This window comes from Galbibacter sp. BG1, from assembly GCF_013391805.1.
In the GTDB taxonomy this organism is placed as follows: Bacteria; Bacteroidota; Bacteroidia; order Flavobacteriales; family Flavobacteriaceae; genus Galbibacter.
On record NZ_CP058364.1, the window covers coordinates 3,227,205 to 3,252,367 of the forward strand.

The 25,163-nt window shown below is 36.6% G+C and carries 24 protein-coding genes; 7 read left to right on the forward strand and 17 right to left on the reverse strand.

What is annotated here, in order from left to right; translation table 11 throughout:
• Positions 1–63: 63 nt before the first annotated feature.
• The gene (locus HX109_RS14015) at positions 64–2,067 is read right to left on the reverse strand and encodes a thiamine pyrophosphate-dependent enzyme (RefSeq protein WP_178953074.1); all 2,004 of its coding nucleotides are present in this window, start codon (positions 2,065–2,067) and stop codon (positions 64–66) included.
• Positions 2,068–2,209: 142 nt separating this feature from the next.
• Between HX109_RS14015 and HX109_RS14020 the strand changes: the two genes are divergently transcribed.
• The 5 genes from HX109_RS14020 (at position 2,210) to HX109_RS14040 (ending at position 6,502) form a co-directional block, all read left to right on the forward strand.
• Positions 2,210–3,160: an isopenicillin N synthase family dioxygenase gene (locus HX109_RS14020; protein WP_178953076.1), complete on the forward strand. Its 951-nt coding sequence runs from the start codon at positions 2,210–2,212 to the stop codon at positions 3,158–3,160.
• 2 nt (positions 3,161–3,162) lie between these two features.
• Positions 3,163–3,492: a translation initiation factor gene (locus HX109_RS14025; protein WP_178953078.1), complete on the forward strand. Its 330-nt coding sequence runs from the start codon at positions 3,163–3,165 to the stop codon at positions 3,490–3,492.
• A 243-nt stretch (positions 3,493–3,735) separates the two neighbouring features.
• Complete coding sequence (locus HX109_RS14030) at positions 3,736–4,668, forward strand: DUF1835 domain-containing protein (RefSeq protein WP_178953079.1); 933 nt, start codon at positions 3,736–3,738, stop codon at positions 4,666–4,668.
• A 1-nt stretch (position 4,669) separates the two neighbouring features.
• Positions 4,670–5,545, forward strand: coding sequence for a nucleoside phosphorylase (locus tag HX109_RS14035; protein ID WP_178953081.1), 876 nt, complete (start codon positions 4,670–4,672; stop codon positions 5,543–5,545).
• A gap of 105 nt (positions 5,546–5,650) precedes the next feature.
• Positions 5,651–6,502 (forward strand): substrate-binding domain-containing protein, encoded by an 852-nt coding sequence (locus HX109_RS14040; protein WP_178953083.1) that lies wholly within the window; start codon positions 5,651–5,653, stop codon positions 6,500–6,502.
• Here HX109_RS14040 and HX109_RS14045 read toward each other — a convergent pair.
• The gene (locus HX109_RS14045; protein WP_178953085.1) at positions 6,489–7,154 is read right to left on the reverse strand and encodes a uracil-DNA glycosylase; all 666 of its coding nucleotides are present in this window, start codon (positions 7,152–7,154) and stop codon (positions 6,489–6,491) included. The two genes, HX109_RS14040 and HX109_RS14045, sit on opposite strands and share 14 nt — an antisense overlap.
• Before the next feature lie 230 nt (positions 7,155–7,384).
• Here HX109_RS14045 and HX109_RS14050 point away from each other — a divergent pair, with 230 nt between their 5' ends.
• Entirely contained in the window at positions 7,385–9,559 is a 2,175-nt protein-coding gene (locus tag HX109_RS14050) for an endonuclease MutS2 (RefSeq protein ID WP_178953087.1), read from the forward strand.
• A gap of 2 nt (positions 9,560–9,561) precedes the next feature.
• On the opposite strand, the gene HX109_RS14055 is transcribed toward HX109_RS14050, so the two are convergent.
• Both HX109_RS14055 and HX109_RS14060 read right to left on the reverse strand, forming a co-directional pair.
• A complete protein-coding gene (locus HX109_RS14055; RefSeq protein WP_220399471.1) occupies positions 9,562–10,743 on the reverse strand; it encodes an alkaline phosphatase D family protein in 1,182 nt (393 codons plus the stop codon).
• A gap of 290 nt (positions 10,744–11,033) precedes the next feature.
• A complete protein-coding gene (locus tag HX109_RS14060) occupies positions 11,034–12,302 on the reverse strand; it encodes an MFS transporter (RefSeq protein ID WP_178953091.1) in 1,269 nt (422 codons plus the stop codon).
• Positions 12,303–12,562: 260 nt separating this feature from the next.
• Here HX109_RS14060 and HX109_RS14065 point away from each other — a divergent pair, with 260 nt between their 5' ends.
• Complete coding sequence (locus tag HX109_RS14065; protein ID WP_178953093.1) at positions 12,563–13,396, forward strand: flagellar motor protein MotB; 834 nt, start codon at positions 12,563–12,565, stop codon at positions 13,394–13,396.
• Positions 13,397–13,450: 54 nt separating this feature from the next.
• Here the strand turns inward: HX109_RS14065 and HX109_RS14070 are convergent, their stop codons facing one another.
• The 13 genes from HX109_RS14070 to HX109_RS14130 all read right to left on the reverse strand — a co-directional run bounded on the left by HX109_RS14070 (position 13,451) and on the right by HX109_RS14130 (position 25,154).
• Positions 13,451–14,437, reverse strand: coding sequence for a hypothetical protein (locus tag HX109_RS14070; protein WP_255462705.1), 987 nt, complete (start codon positions 14,435–14,437; stop codon positions 13,451–13,453).
• An 87-nt stretch (positions 14,438–14,524) separates the two neighbouring features.
• A complete protein-coding gene (locus HX109_RS14075; protein WP_178953095.1) occupies positions 14,525–15,802 on the reverse strand; it encodes a PQQ-dependent sugar dehydrogenase in 1,278 nt (425 codons plus the stop codon).
• 128 nt (positions 15,803–15,930) lie between these two features.
• Complete coding sequence (gene arsB, locus HX109_RS14080; protein ID WP_178953097.1) at positions 15,931–16,965, reverse strand: ACR3 family arsenite efflux transporter; 1,035 nt, start codon at positions 16,963–16,965, stop codon at positions 15,931–15,933.
• Positions 16,965–17,576 carry a low molecular weight phosphatase family protein gene (locus tag HX109_RS14085; protein WP_178953099.1) on the reverse strand — a complete coding sequence of 204 codons (612 nt, stop codon included), beginning with the start codon at positions 17,574–17,576 and terminating at the stop codon, positions 16,965–16,967. Before HX109_RS14085 ends, arsB begins: the two co-directional genes overlap by 1 nt.
• Before the next feature lie 9 nt (positions 17,577–17,585).
• Positions 17,586–18,047 (reverse strand): DUF6428 family protein, encoded by a 462-nt coding sequence (locus HX109_RS14090; protein ID WP_178953101.1) that lies wholly within the window; start codon positions 18,045–18,047, stop codon positions 17,586–17,588.
• Between the two features lie 44 nt (positions 18,048–18,091).
• A complete protein-coding gene (locus HX109_RS14095; RefSeq protein WP_178953103.1) occupies positions 18,092–18,424 on the reverse strand; it encodes an ArsR/SmtB family transcription factor in 333 nt (110 codons plus the stop codon).
• 68 nt (positions 18,425–18,492) lie between these two features.
• The gene (locus HX109_RS14100; RefSeq protein WP_178953105.1) at positions 18,493–18,951 is read right to left on the reverse strand and encodes a universal stress protein; all 459 of its coding nucleotides are present in this window, start codon (positions 18,949–18,951) and stop codon (positions 18,493–18,495) included.
• Positions 18,952–19,044: 93 nt separating this feature from the next.
• Positions 19,045–19,713 carry a hypothetical protein gene (locus HX109_RS14105; protein WP_255462706.1) on the reverse strand — a complete coding sequence of 223 codons (669 nt, stop codon included), beginning with the start codon at positions 19,711–19,713 and terminating at the stop codon, positions 19,045–19,047.
• Positions 19,714–19,954: 241 nt separating this feature from the next.
• Complete coding sequence (locus tag HX109_RS14110; protein WP_178953109.1) at positions 19,955–21,253, reverse strand: carboxypeptidase-like regulatory domain-containing protein; 1,299 nt, start codon at positions 21,251–21,253, stop codon at positions 19,955–19,957.
• Between the two features lie 304 nt (positions 21,254–21,557).
• Positions 21,558–21,953, reverse strand: a complete 396-nt coding sequence (locus tag HX109_RS14115; protein WP_178953111.1) for a response regulator — start codon at positions 21,951–21,953, stop codon at positions 21,558–21,560.
• Positions 21,946–22,314 (reverse strand): hypothetical protein, encoded by a 369-nt coding sequence (locus HX109_RS14120; protein ID WP_255462707.1) that lies wholly within the window; start codon positions 22,312–22,314, stop codon positions 21,946–21,948. Before HX109_RS14120 ends, HX109_RS14115 begins: the two co-directional genes overlap by 8 nt.
• Before the next feature lie 243 nt (positions 22,315–22,557).
• A complete protein-coding gene (locus tag HX109_RS14125; protein ID WP_178953115.1) occupies positions 22,558–23,718 on the reverse strand; it encodes a flavohemoglobin expression-modulating QEGLA motif protein in 1,161 nt (386 codons plus the stop codon).
• The gene (locus HX109_RS14130) at positions 23,715–25,154 is read right to left on the reverse strand and encodes a dicarboxylate/amino acid:cation symporter (RefSeq protein ID WP_178953117.1); all 1,440 of its coding nucleotides are present in this window, start codon (positions 25,152–25,154) and stop codon (positions 23,715–23,717) included. Before HX109_RS14130 ends, HX109_RS14125 begins: the two co-directional genes overlap by 4 nt.
• Positions 25,155–25,163: the final 9 nt, after the last annotated feature.

Here is a 25,163-nt window from a genome sequence, read left to right on the forward strand (position 1 = left end):
AAAAAGCTTCGTCGGTTAAGTATTTCCTTGTTAAATTAACAAATATTTAAACTAAAAACAACCCTAATAGTTAAATAAATTTAACAGTTCATTTTCTAGTCTATTTTTAGCTAAATAATTATTTTCCAAACTTTTAGCGAAAGGAATGGGGGTTTCTAAGCTCCCTACCCGTTTTACCGGGGCATCCAAGAACTCAAAACAGTTTTCGTTAATCAAGGCTGAAATATCACTTGCAATACCCCCAAAGAGCGTATCTTCCTGTAGAATAAGCACTTTCCCTGTTTTTTTAACGGATGCATAAACACTATCGATATCTAAAGGGGCCAATGTTCTAAGATCTATTAAGTCTACAGAGATATCCTGATTATTTTCCAAGATTTCCAATGCCCAATGTACCCCAGCACCGTAGGTAATTAGAGAAATATCGGAACCTTCTTTAAGTACACTGGCCTTGCCTAAAGGAAGTGTGTAATAATCTTCTGGAACATCTTGGGTGATGGTGCGGTACAGCGCCTTATGCTCAAAGAAAAGTACCGGATTGGGATCGTTAATGGCGGTTGCCAATAAGCCTTTAGCGTCATAAGGGAATGCTGGATATACCACTTTTAATCCTGGGGTTTTGGTAAACCAGGCTTCATTGGTCTGTGAGTGGAACGGACCCGCACCCACACCGCCGCCACAGGGCATTCTAATAACCACATCTGCATTTTGATTCCATCTGTAATGAGATTTCGCCAAATAATTTACAATCGGATTAAAACCACTGGAGACGAAGTCAGCAAATTGCATTTCCACAACCGATTTCATTCCGTTGATAGACAAGCCCATTGCGGCTGAAACTATTCCCGATTCACAGATGGGAGTGTTCCGCACTCTTTCCTTGCCAAAGGCATCCAGAAAACCTTCAGTGACTTTAAAAACACCCCCGTAATCGGCAATATCTTGCCCCATGATTATTAAATCCTTATGTTTTTCCATGCTCTGTTTTAGGCTCTGGGAAATAGCATCTACAAAACGTATATGATTAGAGTTTGATTCTTCATTAACCTCTTCATATTTAAAAACTTTATAAACATCATTTAACTCATTTGTTTCAATATAGTCTATTTCTTTTTCAGCATAAGCAATCTGTAAATTTTCATCGATTTCCGATTGAATTTTATTCTGAAGCGTGGTATAATCATCCTTGGTCAAAATCCCTTCATCTATCAAAAATTGAGTATAATTGGTAACCGGGTCTTTATGTTTCCATTCCAACATCAACGTCTCGGGAACATACTTCGTTCCACTCGCCTCTTCATGTCCACGCATCCTAAACGTTTTAAACTCCAAAAGCACTGGCCGGGGATTTTCCCGAACACTTTTAGCAATTTCATCAACCTTAGCATACACTTCAAGAATATTGTTTCCCTCGATAAGATGTGCCTCCATGCCATAGCCAATGCCTTTGTCTGCTATATTTTGGCAATTGTATTGCTCGTGCGTTGGTGTTGAGAGACCATATCCATTATTTTCCACACAAAAAAGAACTGGCAGCGACCAGACGGAAGCAATGTTTAAAGCCTCGTGAAAGTCGCCTTCACTGGTTCCTCCTTCCCCAGTAAATACGGCCGTAACCTTGTTTTCTTTCCTTATTTTATGTGCTAGGGCAATCCCGTCGGCAACACCGAGTTGAGGGCCTAAATGCGAAATCATCCCCACAATTTTATACTCTTGGGTACCAAAGTGAAAACTTCGGTCTCTTCCTTTGGTAAAACCATTGGCTTTTCCTTGCCATTGAGAGAATAAGCGGTGTAATGGGATGTTTCGGGAAGTAAAAACACCGAGATTTCGATGCATTGGCAATATATATTCTTCTTTACGCAAAGCCAAGGTAACACCTACAGCAATAGCCTCTTGCCCTATCCCGCTAAACCATTTGGAGATTTTACCTTGTCGTAACAACACCAACATTTTCTCCTCAATCATTCTCGATTTTAACATATTAAAATGAAGATCTAGAAGTACCTTATTGTTTATGAAACGGTTATCGTATTCGAACGGATAAATGGAAGTGGTATTATTCATGGTCGATGCATTTACATCAAATGTAGAAAAATATTATTATTTCTATTTCATTGAATTTTCAAATTAGATATTATTAAATGGACCGATAAATCGCTACATTTGTTATAAATGTAAGGCTTAAGCCACTTAAAATGTTATAAAAATGAATAAGGTACCGAGTGTAGATTTAAGTGATTTTCTTTCTGATAATCCTTCGCGAAAGCAGAAATTTATAGATGAAATAGGAAAAGCCTATGAAGAAATTGGCTTTGTGGCATTGAAAGGACACTTTCTTTCTGACCAACTAATAAACGATTTGTACAGTGAAATTAAGAAGTTCTTCGATTTGCCGCAAGAGGTAAAAGACAAATATGAAATTGAAGGTATAGGCGGACAAAGAGGATACACTTCTTTTGGAAAAGAGCATGCAAAAGGGAGAAAGGAAGGCGATTTAAAAGAGTTTTGGCATTTTGGTCAATATGTAGAAGACGATCCGAAGCTGGAAGAGGAATATCCCGATAATGTGCAGGTGAAAGAGCTCCCTGACTTTAATGCAGTAGGTAAAGAGACCTATCAACAACTGGAAAAAACAGCGAAATATGTGCTACGCGCACTGGCGTTGCATTTGGACTTGGAAGAAAACTACTTTGATAAATATATTAAAAATGGAAACTCCATTTTACGTCCTATTCACTACCCTCCTATTACAGAAGAACCTAAAAATGCGGTAAGAGCAGCAGCTCATGGGGATATCAACTTGATAACACTTTTAATGGGTGCCCAAGGAAGAGGACTCCAGGTTCAAAACCACAACGGGGAATGGATTGACGCTATTGCAGAGCCCGATGAATTAATGATCAATGTTGGGGACATGCTCTCCAGACATACCAATAACCGTTTGAAATCCACTATCCACCAAGTTATTAATCCGCCCAAAGAACTTTGGGGAACCTCCCGATATTCTGTTCCTTTCTTTATGCATCCTGTGAGTGATATGCCTTTGGATGTCCTGGAAAACTGTGTGGATGACGAGCACCCAAAATTATATGAAGATATTACGGCAGGGGAATTTCTGCACGAAAGACTTATTGAACTTGGACTGATAAAAGCGTAAAGATGGATTTACAAGATCAGCTAAAAAACCTATTTCCAGAACACGAATTTAAAGAAGAACCCAAAGCTGAACCGGATGAAAATGCAGTTTGGCTGCAAGACGATCCTCTTTTATGTAAATATGAAAAAAGAAAAGGAAAGCCTATAACTATTATAGACGGCTACAATGGAGCAACCAAAGACTTTAAAATTTTGGCCAAGGAATTAAAAACGACCCTTGGCGTAGGCGGTTCTTTTAAAGACGATACCATCATCATTCAAGGGGATTATAGGGATCAAATCATGCAGTTGTTGAAGGACAAGGGCTTTAAAGTGAAAAGGGTTGGCGGTTAATGCTTTAAGAGAATATTCAATGAGCTTTTTTTACGTTGACTATTCATATTTTCATCAAATATAAAGATGTTTTAGGCGTTAAGTATTTAACAGGTTTGTCCATTGCGTTGTATCTTATAATTAATACATTTACCAGTTGAACAGCATAAAAAAAATGATCACTGATTAATTAACCCCCACATTTAAGTGGATTAATCTTAAACTTTAATCCCGCTTAGATTGTAAACCAAATCTATAATTAAAATGGCTAAAACACTTCATATTACAAACGGAGACAGTTTCACTTCAGTATTGAAAAAATTAAATATTGGAGGCGATATTGTTACTTGGAGGGAGATGCTTTGCGAAGGTAAAACAATAAATGATGTTGGAAGTGAATCTTTTTGGAAACAACGTTACGATTATTTGCACAAAGCTTACAAAATCACCAAGGATACCTTTATAAATAAAACCTTAAAAGAATACAGAAACCTCTGTAACCAAAAAAGTCAAGAAGAAATTGTTTTATGGTTTGAATACGATCTTTTTTGCCAAGTAAATATGATTGCCGTATTGAGCTGGCTAAAAAAACACCGTCCGCAAGCTGCTATTCATTTGGTTTGTTCTGGTGATGAAGACAGTTCCAATAAATTATACGCACTGACTGAGCTTTCTGAAGCTAAACTACTTGATTTATACAATAATAAGTTACCACTTAACAAAGACGATATTGAGTATGCGGATTTTATTTGGCAATTGTATTGCGAAAACAATCCTATTCGTTTGCAAAATGCAATTCAACAGAATAAATCTCAATTAAATTACTTATCGGCGGCAATGGAATCGCATTTACATAGGTTCCCTAGTTTAAAGAATGGTTTAAACGAACTGGAGAACCAAATGCTTCAAAAAACAATCAGTAAAAAACCAAAAACCAAAGAAGAAATTATTTCAGAAATGCTGAAAGACCAAGGGATTTATGGTTTTGGAGACATGCAATACAACAAGATGGCCAATAACCTACGTCCGCTATATCGATCTTTTAATCCCGCTAAACTCACGAAAACTGGTATTAAAGTGGCTGAAAAAGCAGAAAATTATTATCCTAATATAAAAAGCGATCAAGAATATTTAGGAGGAACCCCCAAATATTCTTTTTTATTTGTAGAAGATTCTGCACAACTTTTAAAGCTGTAAAATGACAAAAATAGCAGATTCGGAGCTCATTCTAAATGAAGATGGAAGCATCTATCATTTAAACTTACTACCTGAAGATATTGCAGATATTATAATAATCGTAGGCGATCCCGATAGGGTTGCAAAAGTTTCGCAATATTTTGATCGTATTGAACTTAAAAAAGGGAAAAGGGAGTTTAAAACCCATACAGGTTATCTCAATAACAAACGTATTTCTGTAATTTCTACGGGCATTGGAACAGATAATATCGATATTGTTTTCAATGAATTGGATGCGCTGGTAAACATCGATTTCGAGAATCGAACTATAAAAAAGGAATTAAAATCGCTTGATATTATTCGTATTGGAACTACGGGATCGCTTCAACCGGAAATTAAAGTAGACGATTTTTTAATGAGTGAATATGCAGTTGGTTTCGATAGCCTCCTTCATTTTTACAATAGTGAGCACATTCAGCACAAAAACATTCAACAGGCATTGATGCAGCATACCAATTGGTTTAAGGAAAAGTCCACTCCCTACGTGGTAGAATTTGATAAGGACTTAGGGGGAAAATTACTTTCAGAAGGAATCCATAAAGGTTTTACAGCTACCAACGTTGGTTTTTACGGTCCGCAATCGCGTAAACTAAGATTGGATATTCAAGATCCTGCATTAAACGATAAATTGGCTTCTTTTAATTTTAACGGACTTAAAGTAACGAATTTGGAAATGGAGACTGCTGGAATTTATGGGTTGGCGAAACTTTTAGGACATCGTGCAATTTCTATGAATTGCATTTTGGCGAATCGCCCCAATGGTAATTTTTCTAAAAATCCAGAGGCTGCCACCCAGAAGCTTATTGAATATACCCTTAATAAAATAAGTGAGTTTTAATTTCATTTTTTTAGCTTTGAAATTAGTTGCCACTGCTTAATTTCCGCAAATTATAGATGAATTATTTCTCAGGACATGTTCGTGGTAACTTTTAAATGGTTTTAGATGAAAAAAATAAATATTGTAGGAGTCCCAGAACATTTTAACCTTCCATGGCATTTAGCTATTGAAGATGGTGCTTTCCATGATCGTGGAATTGATTTAAATTGGACCGATATTCCTGAGGGTACCGGAAGAATGTGCCAAATGCTTCGCGATGGGGAAACCGATATCGCCATAATCTTAACTGAAGGTTTGGTAAAAGATATTGTAGCAGGAAATCCATCTAAAATCGTTCAGGTATTTGTGCAATCACCTTTATACTGGGGTGTTCATGTAGGCAGTTCTTCTGCGTACAGAAATATGGAAGATCTAAAAGGTAAAAAAGCGGCCATATCGCGTTTCGGAAGCGGCAGCCATTTAATGGCTTATATAAATGCAGATAACCAAGGCTGGGATTACAGCGATCTTAAGTTTGAGGTAGTAAATAATATAGATGGAGCTATAGAAGTCCTCACAGAGGGAACAGCAGACTATTTTATGTGGGAACATTTTACCACCAAACCCATAGTGGATAAAGGGATATTTAGAAGAATTGACGATTGCCCTACTCCATGGCCGTGTTTTGTAATTGCTGTTCGTGATGAAGTTTTAAGCAAGAACAGTTCCGTTATTAAGCATGTCTTAGAAGTAATTAATATTTACACAGCGGATTTTAAGGATATCCCTAGTATCGACCGTATGTTATCCAACAGGTACGAGCAAAAAATAGTAGATATACAGGAGTGGCTTTCCATCACCAGGTGGAGCCAAGAAAACATAACTCCCATAACTGTTAAGAATATTCAAGATCAATTAGCGAAGCTTAATATTATTGAAAGCAGCCTGCCATACTCCAAAATTGTTACCAACGTATAGGCTCTTTATTATCTTTTACCAAAATAGCGTTGCATTTGCTAAAATGGTTGTTGCCAAACCAATACCCTCTATTCGCACTCAAGGGAGATGGGTGTCCGGTTGTTAATATATGATGTTTGCTACCGTCGATCAGTTTTACCTTTTTCTTGGCAAAACCTCCCCACAATAAAAAAACGACATTTTCTTTTTCTTCTGAAACCTTTCTAATAGCAGCATCTGTAAACGTTTCCCATCCTTTGTTTTGGTGACTTCCCGCCTGGTGGGCCCTTACGGTAAGGGTAGCGTTGAGAAGCAACACCCCCTGCTCTGCCCATGGCTCTAAATTGCCGCTTTTTGGATATGGTTTTCCCACATCTTTTTCTAATTCCTTAAAGATATTGATCAACGATGGTGGATGCGGCACACCGTCTTTTACAGAAAAGCATAGTCCATTTGCTTGATTCGGACCGTGATAAGGATCTTGACCAATGATGACAACCTTAAGTTTATCGAAGGTGCAATGATCGAATGCTGAAAAGATTTTGTTCCCCGGCGGATAACATGTATGGTTTTTATATTCCTGTTTTACAAAGGAAGTGAGTTCCAAAAAATAAGGCTTTTCAAATTCTTCCTTTAAACGATCTTTCCAGCTGCTTTCTATCGCTACATTCATAAATATTCTTTTGTTATACTGACAATGATTTTCAAAAATAATTCAAAAAAAGATACTTTAAACCCTTGGAATTCTTCTGAAAAGAGTAAAGATACTTGTTTCATTTCAGTATAAAAATTGCAGAATATCAATTCTTGCCATGGAATCATCATATGAATTAAAACATACCCCTGATAAATCCAAATTAGTACGTAAATTTGCGTGCATTAAAAGATTGGGAGTCATTATTTATGAATAAAATACATACAAAAACACTTCAAGACCTTGAATTTTCTAAAGTACTTCAGCAAGTTTCAGAATTATGCAGTACGGATTTGGGGAAAGAAAGTGCCTTACAAATTATTCCATACCGCAAAAGAGAAGAACTTTTAGATGCTTTAAATCTAACCAAAGAGTATTTGGCTTCTTTTGAAAACAACAACAGCATTCCCAATCATTATTTTGAAGCTATTTCCAAAGAAATTCAGCTTTTAAAGATTGAAAATACGCTTATTGAGATTGAAGGTTTTAGAAAAATCGCCTCTATATCTGCAACTACCAATGGGCATATTCTTTTTTATAAGAAATTTCACGAATACTATCCTACCCTGCATAAAAAAGCTCAAGAGATAGAATTCACCAAGGAAATTCAACAAAAAATCGACGAAGTCATCGATAGGTTTGGAGATATAAAAGATGATGCATCGGAAACGCTCTATCGGTTACGGAAACAAATAAACCAGGTTCGCTCTAAAATCAATCAAAGTTTTGCCGGAGCTTTAAGTACATATTCATCTGCGGGATTATTGGATGATATTCGGGAGAGTGTTATCGATAACCGTCGTGTATTAGCGGTAAAAGCCATGTATAGACGCCGGGTTAAAGGTTCGATCATGGGGAATTCCAAAACCGGTAGCATTGTTTATATCGAGCCAGAAGCAACACGAAATTACAATAGGGATCTAAACAATCTGGAATATGAGGAGAAAGAAGAGGTTCAAAAAATACTAAAGGATCTTACCAATTTCTTGCGTCCTTTCCGCCCTTTGTTAATCGATTACCAAAATTTCCTTACGTTGATCGATACGGTGGCTGCCAAAGCGAAATATGCCAATAAAATGCAGGCGCTATTGCCAAAACTGAATGAAGAACGACATTTTAGGTTGATTGATGCCTACCATCCCCTACTCTTTTTAACCAATAAAGCAAAAGGAGCTAAAACCTATCCGCAGACAATAGAACTGCATCAGGAAAATAGAATTATTGTGATTTCCGGGCCCAACGCGGGCGGTAAAAGTATAACGCTAAAGACTGTAGGGTTATTACAGGTAATGCTTCAAAGTGGAATGTTGGTTCCAGTTCATGAACGCAGTGAAATGTGCCTGTTCGATAATGTATTAACGGATATTGGGGACAATCAATCCATTGAAAATCACTTAAGCACCTATAGCTATCGCTTAAAAAACATGAATTATTTTCTTAGGAAATGCGATAACAAAACTCTTTTCCTTATCGATGAATTTGGAACAGGGAGTGATCCTGAACTTGGGGGAGCGCTTGCTGAAACCTTTTTAGAAGTATTTTATGAGCGGGAAGCCTTTGGAATCATCACCACACATTATGCCAACCTAAAGATGCTAGCCAACGAATTGCCTCACGCCACCAATGCCAACATGCGATTTGACAGCAAAACCTTAGAACCTGTTTTTAAGTTGGTTTTAGGGGAAGCTGGTAGTTCATTTACTTTTGAAGTGGCACAAAAAAATGGTATTCCCTACAGCCTCATCAATAAAGCCAAAAAGAAGATAGAACGAGGTAAAGTTCGTTTTGATGCTACCATTGCTAAGTTGCAAAAAGAGCGTATTAAAATGGACAAAACTTCCACACAACTGCGGGAAGAGGAAGTAAAGGCCAGGGACGAAGCTAAACGCTTGGAGGAACTCAATACCAAGATCAAGGCGAAACTAGAGAACTATCAGCAGTTATACGATCATAACCAACGAATGATTTATCTTGGAAATAAAATCAATGATATTTCAGAAAAATATTTTATCAATAAAAAGAAAAGACCTTTAATTTCTGAGTTTTTAAGAATTGTTGAAACCGAAAATTCCAAACGCACCAAAGAAACTGCAGCAAAGAAGAAAGAAGAACGTGCGAAGAAAAAGGCGGTAGAGGCTGAAGTTCAGAAAGAGGTAAATGTAATCCGAAAGAAAAAGAAAAAAGAAAAAGCAGAAAAACCTAAAGAACCCGAAAAGCCCAAACCGGTATTAAAGGTTGGAGATCGCGTTCGGTTGACCGATAGTAAATCTGTGGGAAGTATTGATACCATTGAAAAAAACAAGGCTATTGTAAACTACGGTATGTTTACCACCAGCGTAAGTCTAGATCAATTGGAACTTGTGGAAGCCAAAAAGAAGAAATAAAGTCAGAGTTTAGCCTTTATGATTTCTTGATGCACCTTTTTCCCATCCACGTCATAATGGGTAAAAATTGCGGTTGGTACATTGTCTTTCCTTAAAATTTTTGTAGTCAAAAATCCGCCTTTTACCCTTAAAAAGCGGTGTTCTGGTCTCTTATCCTCAGGGTTCCAGCCTTGAGCATGTTCATCGGATGAAGGCCCCTGACTAATCTCCCATAATCTGGTTTGTTCATCTTTAGAGACATATTGCCAATGTCTATCCCCATTAATAACAATTACATTATTTGTTGCTAAGAAATCTCGTAACATATCTCCCTCTGCTTCAAAAAGCGTGTTTGCATGGTTGTCTTTTTTACCACTGCTTCTGTCTGGTCCTACTATTGGAGTTGGCGATACCAATATTTTAAAAGATGCTTTGGATTTAAGAATAGTTTCTTTAAACCAAAGAATTTGTGCTGTACCCCAAATAGAAGGATTTGGAGCATTTGGATCTGTTCGGTACTCCCTGTTTTCAACAAACCAAAGTTGCAGGTCCTTTCCCCATTGTACAGTGCGATATGGTTTGCCTTCTATGGGAACTTGTTCACGCCAAATTTTTAGTCCGTCTTCATAGCTCAAATCCCCAAAAGGCGAAGAAAAAGGAGTAGCATCATCCTTTAAGAGATCGTGATCATCTTTTTGCTGATAAATTGGTGTTTGCCTTAAAAAGTCCCGTAGGGAAGGCCAAGCGTTCATTGCATGCCATTTGTGTCTTGCCAACTCTACATTTGTAGCCATTGGCCCGGGTTTATCGTAATAAATGTAATCTCCTGTTTGGCAATGGAAGTCAGGTGCTAAACTTTCCATACTGTCATAAATTTTAAAACCTCGCTCGGCATCATCGTAAGACCAAAAATACTGGCAAGTTGAGGAAGTAAAAAACACCGAAGTGATTTCATCGGGCTTCGGAGCAGTTCTAAATCTACCTTCTACTTTAGAAACGATAGATGTAAGATTCTTTCTACCTAAAATTTCCACAGCATATATGGTATTTGACGAAAGTTCAGAAAAAACTTTTTTCAATGTAAAATCGCTATCCCCAGCAACAGCTTCCCATTCCGTTGCTATAGTATCTTTAGGTGACTTCAATAAAATCTTGACTTCACCACTCGTACCTACTACCGCCCCATCCATTTTGGAAACTTCCATGTTATCGTCAAAGTCTATTGGGGGTCGGAACGGTGGCGGCCCCTGTTTGTGTTGAATTTTAACCGGCTTATTGGATTTATTCAAACGAACTAAAACTATCGCTGAAGAACTAGTTACCTCACCAATTTTAAATCCAGTTGTAAAATAAACTTTACTTTCTTGTGCATTTCCACAAAGGTGAAAAACAAAAAAACAGAATATAAAAATGATCCTCATAGAAGTTGGTGAATATTGGAAAACTAAAGTTAATGAAATTTATATTCCACAAGTTCCTTTTTCAAAAAAGGTCATCAAGAGTTTTCTTCATGGGCTTCTATGTCCTTCCTTAGGTCTAGCTTTCTAAAAGCAGGCGAAATAATACCCGTTGTTACCACCGTAATAAGTGTCATGGTGCCACCAAATACCACTGCGGTAACAGTGCCCATTAGCTTTGCAGTCAAACCACTTTCAAAAGCCCCAAGCTCGTTACTGGAACCCACGAACATTGAGTTTACAGAGGCTACCCGTCCGCGCATTTCATCCGGGGTGCGCAGCTGAAGGATGGTCTGACGGATAATCATGGAAATACCGTCGAACATCCCGCTAAAGAATAGCGCCAATACCGAAAGCCAAAAGTATTTAGAGAGGCCGAATACAATAATACATATTCCAAAGCCAAAAATAGCTCCCAGTAATTTCATTCCTGCACTTTTGTTCAGCGGGAAATATGCCGATGTAAACATGGTTATTAAAGCCCCGACTGCTGGTGCCGCCCTTAAAATACCAAAACCTTGGGAGCCAACGTGCAAAATATCCTGCGCAAAGACTGGAAGTAAAGCAACGGCTCCCCCAAAGAGAACCGCAATCATATCTAAAGTAATGGCCCCAAGAATTATTTTCGTGTTAAATACAAATTTCACACCCTCTCGAAGACTTTTAAATACATTTTCACCAATTTTCGGATTCAAAATTGGCTTAACGGGAATCTGTAATAAGTTTATAAAGGCAATTAAGGAAAAACCAAATATTAAACACATAGACCAATGTACCCCTATCCAATTAATACTAAACCCAGCCAATGCTGGGCCCAGTACAGCTCCCATTTGCCAAACAGAACTGCTCCAAGTTGCGGCATTGGGATATATTTTTTTTGGGACAATTAAAGAGAAAAGGGAAAATATGGTTGGCCCAAGAAAAGAGCGTACTATCCCCCCTAAAAATACCAAAAAATATATACTGTAAAGCACCACATTTGTAGACCAAGCACCTACTATTTTAGGCCAAGTAAGTAAAAACAATCCAAAACTAATAACCGAAAAACCGGCAATACACTTAATTAAAAGATTTCTTTTTTCCTTTTGGTCTACTATATGTCCGGCAAATAACGCTAGGGATACCGCAGGAATTACCTCCATTAAACCAATAATCCCCAAGGACAATGGGTCTTTGGTAATACTGTATACCTCCCACTCTATTACCACGAATTGCATCGACCATGCAAATACCAATGCGAAACGAACAATTAAAAAGATGTTGAATTCTTTATACCGCAATGCTGCGTAGGGATCATTTTTTTTCAAGACAATCGTATTTTCAAAAGTATAAACTTCTTTGTTTTCTTCTTAAAAACAGACCAAAGGTACATATATAAAGTAAAATTTTTTTAGGTTTTACTGAATTTAAACAGGCTTTTATAAGATGCTGAAAATCAACAAATATATGTTTGTTAGTGACGATTAACGGTGTTTTTCATCCGCTGAATGGCATAATTTTAACATTTTATAAAAATCTATATCAAAATGGCAACCGTAGATATATAAAAATCACTTAAAATAATATTATGAAAAAAACAGCAATAACAGTATTCACAATCGCTTTATTGGCATCTTGTGTTTCTAAGAAGAAATATGTACAACTGGAACAGGAAAAAGGAGAACTCCAGAGCCAGTTACAAAAAACCCAAGTTGAGAATGAAGAGTTGGAAAGCAAATTTGCTGAAATCCAAGAACGTGTTGATGAGTACAATGGAAAAATCAACAGTTTAACAGAGGAGAATAACAGCATGATGGTTACCGTAGACGATGTGGCTGTAATCTCTGAAGAAACCAAGAAGCAAATGAGAAAAACGCTTGAAAATGTAGATCCTTCTCAATTAAGCGAAGCTAAAACTTTAAAGGATTCTATGAATTTGGCGGTTTCTTACAATCTTCAAAAATCCATGAGCAATAGCAGCTTAAATGAAGATGATGATATTGCCATTGATATTGATGAAACTGTGGTAATGATTTCTATTTCAGATAAATTGTTATTCAACACAGCAAGTTATAGAGTAAGTAATAAAGCGAATGACATACTTCAAAAATTGGCAGACGTAATCAATTCAGAACCCAGCATAGAAGTAATGGTAGAAGGACATACAGACGCTAGAAGTATCCACAACGAAAAAGTGGCAGATAACTGGGATTTAAGTGTGCTAAGAGCAACTTCTGTAGTTCGTAAACTTCAAAATGATTACAACGTAGCTCCAGAGAAACTCATTGCTTCTGGTAGAGGGGAATTTCAACCATTGGTTTCTAACGATACTAAAGAAGACAGAGCCAAAAACAGAAGAACGAGAATTGTGATATTACCAAATATCAACAAATTCTTCGCTTTAATGGCTTCCAACGAATAAAAGATACACACTTTAAGCTTTTAAAAACGTCTTGCCTTTACCGCAAGACGTTTTTTATTTTCTAGTGGGTTTAATAACAAATGGTGTGAACCAGTCCCAAGTAACCCCAACCGATATGGTTTCATAACTATCTACAAATCTATAATTGTAGTCGTCGAAACCAGATGAAAATTGGGTATAGAAACCCAAATCGGTATCCCAAGGAAAAACCATAAACCTGGTTTGTACTCTGTACGGATCCGTTGATGGATGAATACCAAAATGCAGGAACAAATCTTGCCCTACCACGAATCGCATACTTTTTATGTAGCCCGAATATTCGTACCTAAACTCTATTTGGTGCCTTCCATAAATGTCGATATCTTCCGGATTGTAACCCCCAACATTAAAAATTCCCAATAAACGATTGTGATAAAGCTGATAGGTAAACGTAAATGAATGTATTTTATAAGGTTTGTTATTGGCGTTTATCCTGTTAATTCTATAGTTAGCAGAAAGTCTTGATAAATTGGTAGAGAAATTACCGCTGTTTCGATTTAGAATTTCTGATAGGTTGGTATCATCGGTAATACTTTCATAAATCTCCTTACTTTCTTCAGAACCATCATCAAACTCTTCACTAAAAGCACTTTTTGATTGCCCGTTGGAATAATGTCCGGATTCAATAGCCAGGGTGATAAAATTATTTGCTTCTGTCTTTACAATAGATTGCCAACCAAACAGCACCTTGTAGGAAGGGGTTTTTATGGGTTTGGAATTTTCATTGAACATTCTTATTTGGGGTTGAAACGTAAGGTAGACAGCATTTCCTGGCGTAATGGTATCGGTAGACAATGCCTCGCGGATATCATTGTAAATACTGTAATAAACAATAGGTTTTGCATTGAAAAGTGTATTTTCGTAGGGATTATTATTAATTCCAGTTTCAATTATTGGGCGTTCTGCAATAGGATAGTATTCTTTAAAAACTGAAGTTCTTTGATAGTTTTGGGCATACAAACCTATCCCCGAAAACAGAAAAATAAGTATTAAATATCTCATGCTTGCTAAAAAAAAGTTATAAATAAAAATGCACCTTTAAATGATTATTCTTAACCATTCAAGGTGCATTTTAAAAAAGCTTAATGTTTATTTATGGGAAACCTTCCAAATAATCCCAGAATCGTCATCATTAACCAATAATGATCCTTGTGGTGTAATGGCAACCCCTACCGGGCGACCATAAACTTGGGCGTCTTCATCACTTTTTATAAAACCTGTTAAAAAATCCTGAGGTTTTTGAGGTTTTCCTTCTTTAAAAGGAACAAATGAAACTTTGTAACCAGCAAAATTTGCACGGTTCCAAGAGCCATGTTGTCCTAAAAAGGCTCCGTTTTTATAATCCTCCGGAAATTGGTCTTCAGTATAAAAAGCAAGTCCCAATGTAGCCGTATGACTTCCAGTGGGTACATCTGGAACTATTGCCTTATCGACCATTTCTTGGTGTGGTTCTTCTTCCCATCGCGGATCTTTAATATCGCCATAGTAACTGTAAGGCCAACCGTACCAACCACCTTGTTTCACGCTGGTAATATAATCGGGCACTAAATTATTCCCTAGGGCATCTCTCTCGTTTACGGCTGTCCATAATTCTCCAGTCACTGGATTCCAATCCATCCCAACGGGATTTCTCAATCCGCTGGCATATGTTTCTTCACCGCTTCCGTCAAGGTTAACCACTAGAATAGCTGCTCTTCTTTTTTCTACATCCATACCGTGTTCCCCAACATTACTTGCAGAACCTACGGAGATATAAATTTTATCCTTTTCTTTATTGGTAATAATGTTTCTGGTCCAGTGATTGTTGTATCCTCCAGCGGGCAAGTCCACCATCTTTTCCCCTTCTGAAGTAATCTTGGTCATCCCGTGTTTATAGGGATACCGGTAAAGTCCGTCGGTATTCGCAACGAAGAAGTTCTCGCCTATTATTAACATTCCGAAGTTTTTGTTTAAATCCTTCAGAAAAACATGGCGTTCATCAATGATTTCATCCCCATCGGTATCCCTAAGTAGCGTAATTTGGTTAGCGCTATCGCTGGAATTGGATTCTGCCACCAAATAATCTCCGTTGGGAGCTACATACGTCCAACGTGGATGTTTCAAATCTTCTGCGAAACGCGTTACCGTAAAACCTTCTGGAGCTTTCGGTGTCTTGCCTTCAGGCCAATCGACCACCTTACTGGGCTTTGCCGTAGGCTCTGAGCTGTAAGGGGCTGGCAGCTCCAATTTTCCAATGGCTGTTTCTACTATGGTAATGCTATCGTTTATAGTTTCCTGTGTTGCTTCTGTTTTACCCTCTTTTTTTTCTTGTGTGTTGCAAGAAAATGCTAAAAAGGATAGAGAAAGCAATAGCGTGATTCTTTTCATCTTCTTTTAGATTCTTTTGATTAGACTTTCTAATTTACATTTTAATCTGAATGCTAAAAAATGAATAGGGATATTAGCATTAATTTAACTAAATGGAGGCTCTAGATAGATTTTTAACACTGTTTGGTTTAATAATATTTCTTACGTAACCAAAAAGAAACCCGAACCAATAGAATTAACGCTGGCACCTCTACTAAGGGACCAATTACGCCTGTAAAGGCTTGACCAGAATTGAGTCCGAATACGGCAATGGCAACTGCAATGGCCAATTCAAAATTATTTCCGGCAGCTGTAAATGCAATAGCGGCATTTTTGTCGTATGCAATTCCCCTGGCCTTGCTTAAAAAGAAACCAATAAAGAACATAATGGTAAAATAAATCAACAATGGGATGGCAATAATCACTACATCCATGGGGATTTCTACAATAAGCTCTCCTTTTAAAGAAAACATAACCACAATGGTAAACAAAAGCGCAATAAGCGTTATAGGCGAAATAAAGGGAATAAATGTGTTATTGTACCATTCTTCCCCTTTCCATTTAGCAAGAATCCATCTACTTAAAAAACCCATTATAAAAGGAATTCCTAAATATATAAATACGCTTTCGGCAATTGTTTGAATAGAAATATCCACAATGGCACCTTCAAAACCAAAAAGTACCGGAAGTTTCGTAATAAACAACCAAGCATAAAAACTGTAGCCAAAAACTTGAAAGATACTGTTTAAGGCAACCAATCCTGCAGCATATTCGTTGCTTCCTTCAGCTAAATCATTCCAAACCAAAACCATGGCAATGCATCTTGCCAAACCAATTAAAATTAGTCCCACCATGTATTCGGGATAATCGTGCAAGAAAAGAATAGCGAGAAAAAACATTAAAAACGGTCCGATTACCCAATTTAAAATTAAGGAAATACTTAGCGTTTTTACATCTTTAAATACTTTTGGAAGCAACGCATAATTTACTTTTGCCAAAGGCGGATACATCATTAATATGAGTCCGATTGCAATAGGAATATTTGTACTTCCGGAGCTATAATTGTTAATATAACTTGGTGCTGTTGGAAAGAAATATCCAATGGAAACCCCTATGCCCATTGCAACAAAGATCCAAAGGGTTAAGTTTTTATCTAAAAAACTAAGTTGTCTTTTTGATTTCATTATTTTGCTACTTTAGAGAATATGTAAAACATCTCGGTGGCTATTTGATGACTTCTTTGCGTATACATAGCTGCTGCTTCTGGAGTTCCATCAAACAGTTTGGGATCTTCATAGGTGATTGGAATTCTTTTTTCCGCTCCCGCAATAAAAGGACAGCCTTCGTCCGCTTGAGAGCAAGTCATTATTGCAGCAAAATGGGAAGACGGATTAAAATGATGATCAAATTTTTTTGAAAAGCCGATAATGGCAGGAGCATTTTCATCAAACTTAATGGCATAAACAGGATTGGTTCCTTCCGAGAGTTTTTCAACCAAAAATCCATCTTGAACAAGCGTTTTGGCAACTTGTTCATATAAAGCCGTGCTTTCAGTTCCCCCTGAATAACAACTAAAGTTAGATATTTGAAAATGATGAGCCATGGTTTGTGCCCAGATTTGAGAAAAGTGACTTCTCCGTGAATTATGAGTGCATATAAAATTTATGGCAACATCTTCATTTTTAGATAACTTAATCTTAATGAAGTCAACTAACGGTTGAAGTGTTTTTTTTCGTTCCTCTGTAATTGAGGCCAGATCGATAACCTCAATAAGCTTAGATATATTTGCGTACATAAATTAGAATTAACAGCATCCAGAACCAGGTGCACAAGCGTTCGTATTTAATTCTGATAACCTAACTTTTTTCTTTTCGGGAATACCACATTTGTCCTTTGCCAAACAGTCAGTCTGTTTGGTGATCAATTGAAAAACATTCCCATCGAATGCCAACCCAAATTTATTTATGGTCTCCCCTTGGTACTCTACCTCTATTTCAAGATCGTCCAGCAATAACTTTTTTTCTGAAAGTTCTATAATTTGAAGTAATTTTTCTGGGTGCAATCGATGATCGTAATCGTTTTCTTCCCATAACTGCAAACTAATTACTTCTTCGTTTCGAAGCGTTCCCCCACAATCGATAAAACGTTTGGAGATAGCACCAACTTCTGTAACATGAAAATGACTGGGCACTAATTTCCCATTGGGTAATTGAAAACCAATTTGATCTTGATTTTCTAAAATCTGTTTAAATTCTGATAACTTCATATTATTTATTTATTGCGATATTGCGATTAATAGAAATAAATTTTTTAACAACAATCTGTGTTACTGGAAGGTGTTAGGTTGATTAAGTTAACTAAACTGGTCGTTAGTTTTTGCCAATTTTCAGCATCTATACAATAGCAGACGCTTGTTCCAGAAATGGTTCCTTTAATGACACCCAGATTTTTAAGCTCTTTTAGGTGCTGGGATATGGTAGGCTGGGCCAAACCTATTTCCTCCACGAGATCTCCACAAACACAAGAATTTGTTTTAATCAAATATTGTAGAATAGCTACGCGTGCAGGATGCCCTATTACTTTAGCGATACGAGCGATCTTGTTTTGCTCTTCTGTAAATATTTCTTCTTTAGTAACCCCCATTTTAATTTATTTATTGCAATATTACAATTAATATTCAAAACCAAAAACAGAAAACCTATTTTTTTATATCACTCTTCTTTAATAGGCACCATAAACACGGGAACTTTTGTGTTTTCAAGCACTGAAGACGCTACGGTACCCATTAGAATTTTTTCAAGTTTACTGTGGCTATGGGTTCCCATAACAATTAAAGAAGCGTTCCATTGATCTGCGTAGTCTAAAATCTCATCGGCCGTATCACCTTCAGCGATATGAGACTCCACTTTAGGATCCCCGATATTTGCAGTAGCTGTTTGTAAAAAGTCCCTTGCGACACCTTTCATTTCTTCTTGAAAACTTGGATCGTAATTGATATTCATGGCATCATAACCCATGAAAGTTGGATATTGAATGCCGTAGTACTGCAAATTACTTATCACATGCATTAAGCAAACTTCTGCACCCAAGGTTTTCGCCAGTTGATATCCTTTATTTACCACTTCTTCGGAAGCTGGATTGTAATCGATTGCTATAAGTACTTTTTTCATGATTTGAACCTCTTTACACTCCTAAAGATAAATAAATATGAAGAAAATTAACAGCAGTTTAAGGTTAATATTTCTACAAATTTTGAAGAATCGTTATTCTTTTATGATTAACAATGAAGCTTTTACACCGGTTGATAAATTCCAGATATTGGATGATATTTCCACGCCCTTATCATCAAAAACAGCAAATTGTGCAGTATTCGGGCCCGAAGTTCCTTGGTTAAGTGCCTTGAATTCAATTTTATTAAACCCTTGCTCCAGGTCTATGTAAAAACCTTTAAAAGAAGATTCTAGGAAAATATTAGGTACCACCACTTTATCATTAACGATTACGCTTACGCGGTCCCCATCGACATATTGATGATCCCTACAAAGAATTTTAACGGATTTAGCATTGCTTTTAAAATCCCCAAAGTATTGTGTAGAAGTAGCGCCTACCCTAGTATCTTCTTTTCCCGTAAGTTCCCTGTTTAGTTTTTTCTCAAAATGGTCGCCTGGATCTAAAAAAGCTTCATTTTTATCCATCATATTGACCTCTTTGTTGGCGAGATCTTTGGTTGTAGGAGTTTTAGGGGCTTCGGGAATATTTATATCCGGAACCGTTTTTATGTCCAATGATGTACTTTCAGGAGCATTTTCTTTTGGCTGTTCAACGGCATTCAAGCCTTCCAATTTGATAGGGGTGTTTTGCAAATCGCCTTGCTGGGCAAAAGTACTTCCCAAACAGATGATGAGTAAAAATATGGTAACTAAAAACTTCATAATACTAACATTCATACACGTGATAAATATAAAGCCTTTTGTAAAAAAAATATAAAAGCCATTTCATCTCGTGGTAAAAATAGTATCCAAATTTATGCCAAACACTTTAATTTATGTTAATTATATACCGTAATATACTAAAAGCCATTTTTCAAGATATGTGCATACCTTAAAAAATAGCTTTTACAGTTGGCTAGTAAATTTTTCCTATTAAAAAAAACGGTAAAGTACTAAACTACTCTTACCCTTGATCCCGTTCCAGTTGTCTTTGAATTTTATTAATTGCAGACTCAATTGATTTTTCGGGTTCGATTACGTTGTATGCTCCCCAAAATTCAGGATCGGAGAAACCAGAGGCCTCATCTACGATAATTACCGACTTTCGGAGTCTATCCCTTCCTTTTACATTTCTAACATCGCCATTTTCAACCCAGTCTGTAATGGCCATCTCGCTGGTTACGTAATACTTCGAATTAAATAATTTCCCTTTTCGGTCCACTACAAAAGCAAGTTGTACATTACCATAACCATAGTACCACTTTCCGTCCTTAATTCTATAGTCTACTCGGTAAGAGGCTTCTGTGGGATACACGTCGATACCGCTAGGTTTACGACGTACCAACAATTCACTGGCGCGCTCCCTGTTTTCTAAATTAAGTTTAAAGACGGCACTTACCAAAGCTTGAGTTTGAGCATCTATAAATAATTTTCCATAAAACAAAGGTTCTGTAACATTTTCCTTTTGCTTAAAATTAACCACATAAACAGATTTATCATTTATGGTTGTAGAAGGATCGAAACTAAATTCGTAGTATTTTATCAATTCTTCCGTATAAATATACTCGGGATACTTCATGATATCTATAAATAAGGGCGTAAACGGACCTCCTTGGAGCTTTAAGGCTACTGTGTCCAGGCGGTCGTAATTAGTACTTTTTCTGGATTTATGAAGATCTATTACATCTGCCCTACCTGAAGAATTTGGCTGCTTATAGATGTATGCAACAGCTTCTGAAAGAGAAGCGTCTTTATTTCTTTTTTTTATGGTTTCCCTATAAAATGCTGTCATTTTTACAGGAGAAGTCAAATAATTTTCACCATTTCGTTTTAACATACTCAATACCAAAGACAAGGCGTCTTTTGGAGCACTCAAATCTACTTCAGCCAATTCAATGGAAACCGGCACTAGATTTATCACATTCTGCTCTTTTGTTAATTTAGAAAGTGGAATAGATCTTTTGGTGTATCCCAAAAAGGAGATCACTAGACTATTCTGTAAATATTCTTCAGGGACTTTTAAAGTAAATTTCCCTTCTGAATTAGTTACAGAGCTAATATTGGTATCTTCGACAACCAAGGTTGCAAAAACGAGTTCGTCGCCAGTTTTATCATCTTTTACAACTCCTTTAAATTCTTTATAACTTGTAGTGTCCTGTGCTATTTGTATCGGTTCGGCTCCAAAAGCATTTATCGTGAAACAAAAAGTAATTAAAAAAAGTACGGTGAATAAAACAGGCTTAATATTTCCAAGATTTTTCATATACCTGATTTTTGTTTTTCATTAAAAGATACAAAAAAATGTTGGATAATTCTCTGAAGGAAATCTTAAATTATATACGGAATATACTGATTGTGTGAAGGGTATAAAAAAACTCCCAAGCTTTTGCCCGGGAGTTCATAAGTAGGATTCAGGTAAGACTTGAGGCAAGTCTTTTTTAAAACTTAAATTAAAACTGCTTTGGGGCTGGCAGCTCATTTAAACTACATAGTAAAAGTAAAAGCTAATTTTGATATTTGAAACATTTTGTTGTCAACTCCGCTTTTTTGTAGGTGTAACACAATTTTTATGGTAATTCATCGTTGAAAGCCGATGAAATTTTAACATTTTTAGCAACTAAAGCCATTAAATCTTCCAGGATTATTGGTTTGTTAATAATAGCGTTCACCTGAATTCCAGAATTTTGTAAACTTCTATTCTGTTGTTTATTGGAAGTGGCTATAATTACAGGAATATTATCATCTAGTGAATTCTTTAGCTTTTGAATAAAATTAGCTCCGCTGAAATTAACCATTGAAAGTCCGTATAAAACTAAGTCTGCATTAATGTTTTTTAATTGTGATAAGGCACTCATTTCGTTGGTAAAAGATTCTACTGAATAACCTTCTTTTTTTAGCCGAAAAGTTATTAGGGATGAAACCATTCTATCTTCTTCAATCAACAAAATGGTTTTTTTAGTCATTTATCTTAGAAATTTGTTGTTTCAATTCAGCCTGCACCAAGGTATATTCTACTTTAAAATCTTCTATTAAATTTTCTATGTTTTTAAAAGTGTCTAGATGTTGACATTCTTTTTGAATCATGTCCAAATAATCCAACAGAGTGTAGGCTTGAATCATTTCAAGACCATTTTTAATTTTATGTGCAGCCCTAGAAATTGAAAATCGGTCTTTTGCCTTTAAATAGATCTCAGCGGCATCGTAAAACTCTTCAATATTTTCATCTAATAACGCTACAATTTCATTTAAATATTCCTGATCTCCTAAACACTCGCTCTTTAACTTGGAAATATCCGCCCGCTTCAAATTCTTTTGCTTCTTCACACGAAAGTAATTATTAATATTTCTCATTTCTTTCAATACATCCGGTTCTACTTATTTTCTTTAAATAGGAGTTCGGTATTAAATTTTAATGGCACGATTTGGGGTAATCGCCAACTGAACCTTTAAAACTTATAAATGGTTCAATTTGAAACAAACATAGAGCCTTAAATATGTAATAAAAACTTTTTGTTGTGTAGCAAAGAATTTTGTATGTGAAAAATGTGCTGCTTAAAGCGTGATAGTTTAACGTAAATTTTGAAGAATAAAATCTATACTAGAATTAGTGTTTTTATTAACTGAATATGAGTCGGTTATATGTACTGAGTTTGAAGCCAAACCGATATTCTGTAATTTTTTTATAGAATCTAAACGATCTATGGAAACTTTCCCGGTTAATAAAGGCGAAAGCGAATTTCCTTGTTTGTAATATTCATATATTTTTTTGAGACCGGTTAAATATAAATAATCCTTTGTATAGCCTCCTCCTCGATGTATCCGTAATGTAATGATAAATGCTTTATCCCTATCCAATTTATATTGGTTATGCAGTAAATCGAAGGTATCTGCAAAAGAAAAACCTTTTATAAGACTGTCTGCTGCAATAACACGGTATGCTAAAATCTTTAAACGGTTCAAGGTTAAAGCGCCACTCATATACTCACTAAAAACCGCTAGTCCTTCTTGAGTTTCAACGTTCTTTGGAAAACCATTGGAAAATATTTTTAGGGGCTGATTCAAACCGTTGTAAGTGGTTACCATATGGACCCCAATCTCATGGTTCGCCAAAGTCTTTAACTGATTTTCGTTGAACTTCGCATTCTTTTTTATAAAGAGCGTTTGGGTGCTGTTGGAGACCATGGCGTCTGCAGCAATGCTGGTGGAGAGTTTAATGTTCAGTGGAAAATCGTAACGTTCCACAAAATCCTCAAAATAAGCCTGCGCATCTAAGGCTGTAAATCTCTTTTCCAAAGACTCTAGGTCTTCCTCATTTTTTAAATGTAGAATAAAGCGCGCGTTATCAACATCTTTTTGCTTTGGGGTCCCATAGAGTCGCAAGCTATTGTAAAAAAACTTTTTCTTTTCCCCAATAGCTTCAGCACACTGTACCATGTTCGCATAGTAATAAATGATGCTTTGGTAGAGTGCCCTGATATCATCATCCTCTATTTTTTCCAGTTTATGGGAAAATAAAAGCCTTTGCAGTTTAAAAGCATTGAATTTTTGTTTCGGATACTTAAAAATAGGCTCTTCAGTATATTTAGAAGTGAAAAACCGGTGTTTTTCCTTTTCTGTATTTAGCGGATTAAGGTAGCTTAGAAGCTCCACCCGTTTAATCAAGCGATCTAAATTTTTATCAATCGCAAATAAATTTGCATTTTCGGTTATGATATCCTGTTCGATCATATCGATGTTTCTTTCACTTCGGAATGTTTTTCTTCATAATTCAACATCCCTTCACTTTTAGCAATTAACGAGCAAACCGTTGCATCCCCAGTTACGTTCACCACCGTCCTCATCATATCCAATATTCTATCTACCGGAAGAATGATCCCTATCCAGGCCGGATTTAATCCAACCGATTGTAGCACTATTATTAACATCACCAACCCTGCACTAGGTACAGCCGCAGAGCCAATAGAAGCTAATGTGGCAGTTAATACGATGGTAAGTTGTTGACCAATGGTAAGGTCTATCATATGCAATTGTGCCAAGAAAACAACTGCAACTGCTTGATATAAGCATGTCCCATCCATATTTACGGTGGCTCCAATTGGTAATACAAAACTCGTTATTTTCTTATCAACTCCTAAGTTATCTTCAACGCACTCCATGGTTACAGGTAAGGTTGCAGCACTGCTGGATGTTGAGAAAGCCAAAGTTTGCGCCGGACTCATCGCTTTGAAAAACCCGAAATAAGAAATAACGCGAATGAATATTTTAAAAATACCTGGATAAACAAAAAAGATCATTAAACTCAACCCTAAAAACACGGTAAGGGAATACCAGCTAAGGCCTTTAAAAATTTCGATCACTTTACCAATATCATCACCTGCCATTTTACTTACTACGCCAGCTAAAAGTGCAAATACGAAGAAAGGAGCAGCTTTCATTATCAAAGCAACCATTTTCAAAAACACTTCCATTACCCCATCTACAAAAGCCATTACCGGTTTAGATTTTTCATCTGGAATAAAAAGAAGGCTTATTCCGAAGAAAAGGGCAAAGAAAATTACTTGAAGCATGAGTCCGTTATCGGCCAAAGAAGTAAAAATATTATCTGGGACAATATCTACCAAAGGCTGTAATGGGCCAGATTCTTTGGTTTTGTTGGCTGTATTTAATTTTTCGCTTACCGAAGCGTCTTTTAATTCGGAGCGGGATAATTCTGAAATATGTTGGGCACGATCTAGAAAGTCTGGATCTTGCAGGTAGTTAATCCCATCTTTTATCTCCAAGTTCTCTGAAGCCGCCCAAAGCTCGTAACTAATTCTATTGTCTATTCGGCTATCTTCGTCGATTAACTTTCCAGGACCTATTAGGTTCACTAAAAGTAATCCGAGTCCAACCGCAAGGATAGTGGTTGTTAAATAAGCGAGTAAGGTTTTCCCTCCCATTCTTCCCAAACTGGAAGGATCTCCAATATTCGCCACACCATTTATAATGGAAAAAAGCACCAAAGGAACGGCGATTAATTTTAATAAGTTTATAAAAATGGTACCGAACGGAGCAATCCAATCTATTGTAAATTGGCTCCAACCCAATTTGCTGGAGAGTATCGCCCAAACAACTCCAAGAACTAAACCTATAATAATCTGCCAGTGTAATGCTAATTTCTTCAAATGATTTGT